This window comes from Arthrobacter sp. 05L421 (assembly GCF_056397785.1).
This window is the reverse complement of sequence record NZ_JBFTOC010000071.1, coordinates 1-523: the sequence shown is the minus strand read 5'-3', so window position 1 is coordinate 523 and position 523 is coordinate 1. Positions and strand designations below refer to the sequence as shown.

Genomic DNA, 523 nt, shown 5'->3' with positions numbered 1-523 from the left:
TCGTTCGGCAGGAACTGGCGGATCTGGTCCGGCACGGCCTTCATGTAGTCCGTGACTGCCACGATCGGGCCGGTGGCGCCGGCGAGCTGCTGCGTCACGAACGGGACGCGGGCGGGCTGGCCGGGGTTAAGGAAGGCGTCTTCCTCGGCAGCGAGCCCGTCGCGGCGGAGCTCGTTCCAGGAGGTCACGGACCAGACATCGGCTGAGACGCCCCAGTCCTCGGCGAGGACCCGCTGGGCTTCGAGGGCCCAGGGAACAGACACACCCGAGGCCAGGATCTGGCTCTTGGGTCCTTCCACGTCCGACGCCGACACCCGGTAGATGCCTTTCAGCACACCGTTGACGTCAAGGTTCTCGGGTTCGGCCGGCTGGACGATCGGCTCGTTGTAGACCGTGAGGTAGTACATCACGTTCCGCGACGGGTCGTTGTCGGCCGGGCCGGGACCGTACATCCGGTTGAGACCGTCGCGCATGATGACGCCGATCTCGTAGCCGTATGCCGGGTCGTAGGTGATGACGGCAG

General features: G+C 66.7%; 1 protein-coding gene. It reads right to left on the bottom strand.

Annotated features, from left to right (window positions below; genetic code table 11):
* Positions 1 to 523 (bottom strand): transketolase-like TK C-terminal-containing protein (locus AC1DKQ_RS22465; protein WP_476920288.1); only part of this gene is annotated, 523 nt, incomplete at both ends.